4 protein-coding genes are annotated in these 4008 nt (G+C 65.8%); all 4 read right to left on the bottom strand.

Annotation, left to right across the window (positions count from 1 at the left end):
• On the bottom strand, positions 1 to 1015 hold a 1015-nt coding region (locus AC30PD_RS24445), incomplete at its 3' end, for an FAD-dependent oxidoreductase (RefSeq protein WP_489538299.1).
• Between the two features lie 2 nt (positions 1016 to 1017).
• Positions 1018 to 1596: an MFS transporter gene (locus tag AC30PD_RS24440; protein WP_489538298.1), complete on the bottom strand. Its 579-nt coding sequence runs from the start codon at positions 1594 to 1596 to the stop codon at positions 1018 to 1020.
• An 11-nt stretch (positions 1597 to 1607) separates the two neighbouring features.
• Positions 1608 to 3266, bottom strand: a complete 1659-nt coding sequence (gene aceF / locus AC30PD_RS24435; RefSeq protein ID WP_489538297.1) for a dihydrolipoyllysine-residue acetyltransferase — start codon at positions 3264 to 3266, stop codon at positions 1608 to 1610.
• Between the two features lie 25 nt (positions 3267 to 3291).
• The coding region (locus AC30PD_RS24430) for a transketolase-like TK C-terminal-containing protein (RefSeq protein ID WP_489538296.1) at positions 3292 to 4008 on the bottom strand (717 nt) is incomplete at its 5' end.

Here is a 4008-nt window from a genome sequence, read left to right as displayed (position 1 = left end):
AGACCTTGACGAGGTCGCGGTCGGCGCCCTGCATCAGGCCGTCGAGCATCTCGACCACGTCGAGCCGCGCGCCGAGCGTCGAATACACCGTGCCCATCTCAAGGCCGATGATGCCGCCACCGATGATCAGCATGCGCTTCGGGTTCTGGCGCAGCTCGAGCGCGCCGGTGGAGGTGACCACGCGCGGATCGTCCTTCGGCAGGAAAGGCAACTTCACCGCTTCGGAACCGGCGGCGATGATGGCCTGCTTGAACTTCACGGTCTGCGTGCCGCCCTTGGCGAGCGCCACGGTGAGGTGGTGCGGGTCGAGGAACTCGCCCGTGCCCTGCAGCACCGTGACCTTGCGCATCTTGGCCATCGCGGCCAGCCCGCCAGTGAGTTTGCCGATCACCTTTTCCTTGTGGGTGCGCAGCTTGGCGAGGTCGAGCGTCGGCGGCGCGAAGGTCACGCCCATCGCGTCGAAGTGCTTGACCTCGTCCATCACCGCGGCCACGTGCAACAGCGCCTTCGACGGGATGCAGCCGACGTTCAGGCACACGCCGCCGAGTGTCGCGAACCGTTCGATCAGCACGACCTTCATGCCGAGGTCGGCGGCGCGGAAGGCGGCCGAATAACCGCCCGGGCCGGCGCCGAGAACGACGAGGTCGCATTCGGTGTCGGCGCCGCCGGCGTAGCTCGACGCTGCGGGCGCCGGGGCAGCCGGTGTTGCAGCCTTCGCAGGCGCGGGCACAGGCGCCGCGGCGGGTGCATTGGGCGCGGCCGCCGGTGCCGCGGCACCGTCTGCTTCGAGCGAAACGATCACCGAACCTTCGTTGACCACGTCACCCACCTTGACCGCCACGCTCTTCACGACACCGGCGTGCGAAGACGGGATCTCCATCGACGCCTTGTCGCTCTCGACCGTCAGCAGGCTCTGCTCGGCCTTGACCGTGTCACCCGGCTTGACCAGCAGCTCGATGACCGCCACGTCCTTGAAATCGCCGATGTCCGGCACCTTGATGTCGATGAGGGCCATGGTCAGCCTTTCACTTTGAGTTTGATGGTGTGGGCATGCACCGGCCCACTCGAGTTCTTGTCGAATTCACAGCCTGCACGCACGCCGAGCTCGGCCACTTCACGCGCCGTTTTCGCCTTGTCGAAGCCGGCGTGCATCGCACCGAGCGCAAACGCGCGGCCGGTGCCGATGCCCCAGAAGCGGTCGAACTCGAACACCTCGCGGTACGAGTACACGCCAAAGATGCCGGCGTGGTTGGCGATCAGCGCGGTGAACTGCGAGCTCTCGTAGGGGTCGGAATCGTCTTCCTTGGTGTTCAGGAAGAAGTTCTCCTTCAGCTTCGGGTGCAGCTTGAGAAAGGTGTCGAACACCTGGTCGCGCGAATGCAGCTTGAGCTCGTCGGGCGGCAGCGCCGCGAGCGCACGCCGCAGCACCGGGAAGTGCGCCGTGGTGCCCGCCATGCCGATCCACGAATCGCCGACCTTGAACAGTTTTTCGTTGGCCTCGTAGCCATGCGCCAGCCGCGTGTCACCGAAGGTGACCAGCGTGTCGGCAGCGATGGCCACGGTGCCGCCCAAGCGGGCCACCACGACGGTCGTCATCAGCTGCTTTCCTAGAGCAACACGCGGCGGAAGTCGCCGAGGATCTGCCCGAGGTAGGCGTTGAAGCGTGCTGCCGATGCGCCGTCGATCACGCGGTGGTCGTAAGACAGCGAGAGTGGCAGGGTGAGGCGCGGCACGAAGCCCTTGCCGTCCCACACCGGCTTCATCGCGCTCTTCGACAGGCCGAGGATCGCGACCTCGGGCGCGTTGATGATCGGCGTGAAGTGCGTGCCGCCGATGCCGCCGAGCGAGCTGATCGAGAAACAACCGCCGGTCATGTCGGCCGGGCCGAGCTTGCCGTCACGCGCCTTCTTGGCCAGGTCGCCCATCTCGGTGCTGATCTGGATCACGCCCTTCTTGTCGGCGTCTTTCAACACCGGCACGACCAGGCCGTTCGGCGTGTCGGCCGCGAAGCCGATGTGGAAGTACTGCTTGTAGACGAGGGTGTCACCGTCGAGGCTGGTGTTGAACTCCGGGAACTTCTTCAGCGCCGAGACCACGGCCTTGATCACGAACGCGAGCATCGTGACCTTCACGCCCGACTTCTCGTTCTCCTTGTTGGTGGAGACACGGAAAGCCTCGAGCTCGGTGATGTCGACCTCGTCGTTGTTGGTGACGTGCGGGATCATCACCCAGTTGCGGTGCAGGTTCGCGCCGCTGATCTTCTTGATGCGAGACAGGTCCTTGCGCTCGACCGGGCCGAACTTCGTGAAGTCGACCTTGGGCCACGGCAGCAGGCCGGCGAGACCACCGCCACCACCCGCCGCAGCCGCGGCTGGTGCCTTCGCCGCCTGTGCCTGCGTCTGCACGGCGCCGGCCATCACGCCCTTGACGAAACCCTGCACGTCTTCCTGCGTGATGCGGCCTTTCGGGCCGCTGCCCTTCACTTCTTCGAGCGGCACACCGAGCTCGCGGGCGAGCTTGCGGATCGTGGGCGACGCGTGCGGCAACACGCCCTTCGCCATGGTCGGTTCATGGGCAGGGAGCGACGCCGTCGGCACGGGCTTTTCCGCCGCTGCGGCGGGCGCAGACGCCGGGGCCGAAGCAGCAGCGGGTGCCGGCGCGGCAGCGGCCGCAGCCGGCGCAGCGCCACCTGCGGCTTGCACCACCGCGACCAGGCTGCCCTTGGCGACCTTGTCACCGACCTTGACCTTCATCTCCTTCACCACACCGGCGTGAGAAGACGGGATCTCCATCGACGCCTTGTCGCTCTCGACCGTGATCAGGCTTTGCTCGACCTTGATCGCGTCACCGGCCGCGACCATCACCTCGATGACCGTGACTTCGTCGAAGTCGCCGATGTCGGGCACAACCACATCGACCGGGCCGCCACTCGCGGCAGCCGGTGCCGCCGCCGGAGCGGCTGCGGGCGCAGGTGCTGTGGCGGCCGGTGCGGGTGCGGGGGCCGCCGCGGGTGCAGCGGCCGCGTCGCCAGCCGCTTCGAGCACCAGCACCAGAGAACCTTCCTTGACCTTGTCGCCGAGCTTGACCTTCAGCTCCTTGACGACGCCGGCGTGCGACGACGGGATCTCCATCGAGGCCTTGTCGCTCTCGACCGTGATGAGCGACTGCTCGGCCTTCACCGTGTCGCCGACTTTCACCATCAGCTCGATGATTTCCACTTCCGCGAAGTCGCCGATGTCGGGGACCTTGACTTCAACCGTTGCCATTTTTGTTGTCTCCGTCCGTCTTTATTTATGCGTAGAGCGGATTGATCTTGTCGACATTGATGCCGTACTTCTTGATCGCCTCGGCCACCTTGGCCATCGGCACCGTGCCTTCGTCGGCCAGCGCCTTCAAGGCCGCCACCACGACGTAGTGGCGGTTCACCTCGAAGTGCTCGCGCAGCTTGCTGCGGAAGTCGCTGCGGCCGAAACCGTCGGTGCCCAGCACCTTGTAGGTGCGACCCTTGGGCATGAAGGCGCGGATCTGCTCGGCATAGTTCTTCATGTAGTCGGTCGAGGCGATCACCGGGCCGGCGTGTTTGTCGAGCTGCTCGGTGACGTAGGCCACGCGCGGCTTCTTCTCGAGCGGGTGCAGCAGGTTCCAGCGCTCCGCGTCCTGGCCGTCGCGCGCCAGTTCGTTGAAGCTCGGGCAGCTCCACACGTTGGCCGCCACGCCCCAGTCTTTCTCGAGCAGCGCCTTCGCGGCCACGCTTTCGAGCAGGATCGTGCCGCTGCCCAGCAGGTTCACGCGCGGTGTCTTCTTCGCGCCCTCTTCGAGCAGGTACATGCCCTTCAGGATCTGCTCTTCGGTGCCCGCCTTCAGGCCCGGCATCGGGTAGTTCTCGTTCAGCAGCGTCAGGTAGAAGTACACGTTCTCCTGTTTCTCGACCATGCGCTTCAGCCCATGGTGCAGGATCACGCCGACCTCGTGCGCGAAGGTCGGGTCGTAGCTGATGCAGTTCGGGAT

The organism is Rhizobacter sp. (assembly GCF_032229685.1).
Taxonomy (GTDB): Bacteria; Pseudomonadota; Gammaproteobacteria; order Burkholderiales; family Burkholderiaceae_C; genus LMDS01.
This window is presented reverse-complemented; position numbering and strand designations above follow the sequence as displayed.

Coding starts and splice junctions, on each gene's coding strand:
- aceF (WP_489538297.1), bottom strand. CDS start 3,266: ATGGCAACGGTTGAAGTCAAGGTCCCCGACATCGGCGACTTCGCGGAA.
- AC30PD_RS24440 (WP_489538298.1), bottom strand. CDS start 1,596: ATGACGACCGTCGTGGTGGCCCGCTTGGGCGGCACCGTGGCCATCGCT.